At 58.2% G+C, this 3,168-nt stretch carries 1 protein-coding gene and 1 pseudogene; both read right to left on the bottom strand.

Annotation, left to right across the window (positions count from 1 at the left end; all coding sequences use genetic code 11):
- Positions 1-1,379 precede the first annotated feature (1,379 nt).
- The gene (locus M727_RS0132580) at positions 1,380-2,450 is read right to left on the bottom strand and encodes an ABC transporter substrate-binding protein (protein WP_051505842.1); all 1,071 of its coding nucleotides are present in this window, start codon (positions 2,448-2,450) and stop codon (positions 1,380-1,382) included.
- 258 nt (positions 2,451-2,708) lie between these two features.
- A pseudogene (locus tag M727_RS41160) lies at positions 2,709-2,916 on the bottom strand (IS5/IS1182 family transposase); the annotation flags it as partial.
- Between the last annotated feature and the right edge of the window lie 252 nt (positions 2,917-3,168).

The raw sequence follows: 3,168 nt of genomic DNA on the forward strand, positions 1-3,168 counted from the left end.
GAGGAGCTTCACCTTCTCGCGAACCTGTTTCGAAAGCCTTTCGTAAGAAAGCTTGGCGACCGTCTCGGCCACGTCCTGTGTGAGAGGCATGTTTTGAACCGCTGTTACAAACGCAAAGCCATACTGAGTTTATGCGATCTGTGGCCCATCGATTGCGAAACATCCGACATCACCTCATTGTCTCGAAACGTAGACCACTTAGGCCTCGTTTACGTTTTCAGATGGTTATGTGTGCGCTGGTTTTGTTATTCGAGAGCCGTTTGATCGTCTTCGATCATCGCAAAAGAATTCTTGTTGTTGAGGTTCAACACCTTGCTCGGGCTCACATTCGTGCCCCACAGGGCCCTCTGTGATATCCTCGACCTGGCGTATCAAGATGCAGTCCACATAATCTCGAGCACAGCCCCTCGACGGCCTCTTCGGGCGCCGCTAACGTTCAGTGATGGCCGTCTCAAAGTCTACCGCCGAAGCTTCGGCACCGTGATGTTGAATAGCCGGCTCGTGTCTCAAGCTGCGCCCGTAATGAATAATGACTGGCCCGGATGCCCTTGCGGGCCTCGGTGGCGCTCAGAAGACCGGGGCCAAATGACCGGCTCTGGCCCGCTCACTCATGATTTTCCGCACCGCACGGTAAAGAAGCACGGCCACTTGAGCATGAAACCCGGCCAAAGGTCGGCTTGCGGCCGATATCCCGCATAGGCTGGTAGGTATGCGAAGGGAACAGTGTGTAACGCTCCATGCCGGTTACGGGTGCAATCGCGGCGCCTCCGCTACTTCCTCCACAGAGCCGATTACTGTTCCACGGACTGCGGCTGAGTTCCACGGACTGCGGTTGATCGCTGTCAATTGGCTCTGGGTGACGGCCTTCCAGGCGAACTCGGGGCAAGTCGTCTTCCAAGAAAAATCGCGTCGTGCTCGGGCAGTCTTGCGACAGCTGGGGCGTCATCATCCCACGGCCCCACTTTCCGTAGGTACCGGGGTGAATGAGCGTCGCCCACTCTTTCGGGCGCGAAATGTCTTTGATGGTCGTGGGAACTCCCTCGCCAGATCCTTGCGGAGTGCCCTCCATCCCGCGCGCCTCTAAGGAATGTGCTTCCTCGACTGCTAAATCGGCTGCCACGTAGGAATCGGCGATCCATCAGTCCATCAGTGCTGAATCGTTGTCAATAGGCCTGCCGCGGTGCAGGCGACTGGCATCTAGCAAACTTCTTAGGCGCGCGGTCACGGTCATCGCTGGGCGCCAAAGCGCGGTGACATTTCAGGTCGCCCAGAATCGCCGCGATAAGAAACATCTTGCTAACTGCAGTGCTGAACGCGAAGTCGAACTTGCGCCAGCCGGCCTCTCGGGGCTGCCGGGTGATCCGGCAGCCCCATTGTGCCTAATTCTGAATCCAGGCGTTCCAGCGGTCGATCAGCATTGGCCTGTTGTCGTTGACCCACTTGGGGTCCGGAACCACCATTTCGGAACTGATCTCCTCGTCCGACGGCATGTTGGCGCGCGCTTCCGCGCTCATGTAATTAAGCGCATCCTTGCTCGGCGGCACGCAGGACAACGCCTCGCATATCTTCCCCTGGATTTCGGGCGAATCCAGGTAGAATTTCAGCAGTTCAAGCGCTTCCGCTTTGTGGGGCGCGCCCTTCACAATGGCGAAGCGATCGCCCAACATAATCGCACCGTTATAGGACCAGGCGACGGGTTGCCCCTCATTTTTTAGCGCGGTGGTGCGGGTCATATACATGACTCCGGCATCATATTGACCATTGCGGAAACCTTGAACCTGTTGGTCGCCGTTCGTCCACCACAGCCCGACATCAGAGCGCAACTCGTGGAGCTTCTTGAACGCGCGGTCTACGTCCATCGGATAGAGCTTGTCCCTGGGCACGCCATCGGCCAAAAGAGCCGCCGTCAACTGCACGTAAGCTTCAGCACCCGCGCCCATGGAGCGGGCACCAGGAAATTGCTTGGTGTCCCAGAACTCCTTCCAGGTGCTCGGCCCGCCATTGGGGAAGTGCTCCTTGTTGTAGGCAATCAATGTCGCGCCACGGATGAACAAAATACTTGATGCCTTGCATGCGTCAGTCACCAGATCTGAGTAGTCCTTAAATTGCATGCAGAAATCTGAGAGGTCGTCTCCCCTCCTCGCCAAGTGGTCCGGTGCCTCGGCTTCTATCTCGCCTTCGGTGAAGATGTCCCACGTAACGTTGCCGGATTTGATCATGGCCTCCACCTTGGCTCGCCCTTCAGCGCTGTCGCCGGTAGGGACCACGACAACTTTGATGCCGGTGGCCTTTTCGAAGGGCTCGAGCCAGTATTCGCGAATAGCCTTTTCATAGGAGCCGCCGGATGTGGAAAAGACGACTTGGCGATCCTGCGCCGTCGCAGGGACCGCAGAAGACGCCAGCAAGAATGCCGCGAGTCCACATAGCCCAGTCATGAGGTTGATCTTCATTTTCGTTCCTCTTCCTAGAGTTTCGATGATCTTTGATACTAGGTGACATGCGAATCTTACGGGCGCGCCATTTCAGCTCCCGACGCATTCAGTCTACAACTTAACAAGCCCTTAGTATTCTTCAGTCAGTTATGAGTGCGACGATTTCGTTATTAAGCGCGCTCAGAGAGCGCGCCAGTGGTCGGGCACCTGCTATTGCTCGCGCGAGCGCCCGTCTTTTCCTCAGCGCATCGGCGGGAAAACCAGCACTGTTCGACACCCGGCTGCACAGCGATGCGCCTTCACCGCCGATGAGTCGATGAGAAGCTCGGCCGGAGGCCCGCCTGCGTTAGAAAATGGCACTCCAAACGCCCTTGGCCGACCAGCGCTGGAAACGGTTGTAAAGGTTCTTGCGCGGTCGATAGACCGACGGAGCGTCGACCCAGCGTCCACCGCTCATCACCCGGCGGTCATCGATGCGCGCCTTGCAGCATGCGCATCGGTGGGCGAAGCTCCGGGGGCGGGCCCATTCTACGTCCGCGGTCCGAGGACCATCTGTAGCTTCGGGTTGCCGCCACCTCGGGTCATCATCGGCAGACCCTGCTGCGGGCCAGCCAATTGGGTGTGCGTTTGCTCTCGTCTTCCCACGTGCCCCCAGTCACGCCGCACGCAAGCTGACGCCCTGCGGCACCTCGCCCGTGGTGACAAGGCGCCACAGCGCAATCACAAGCTTGCGCGC

It is taken from the genome of Mesorhizobium sp. WSM2561 (genome assembly GCF_000513915.1).
Classification (GTDB): Bacteria; Pseudomonadota; Alphaproteobacteria; order Rhizobiales; family Rhizobiaceae; genus Mesorhizobium; species Mesorhizobium muleiense.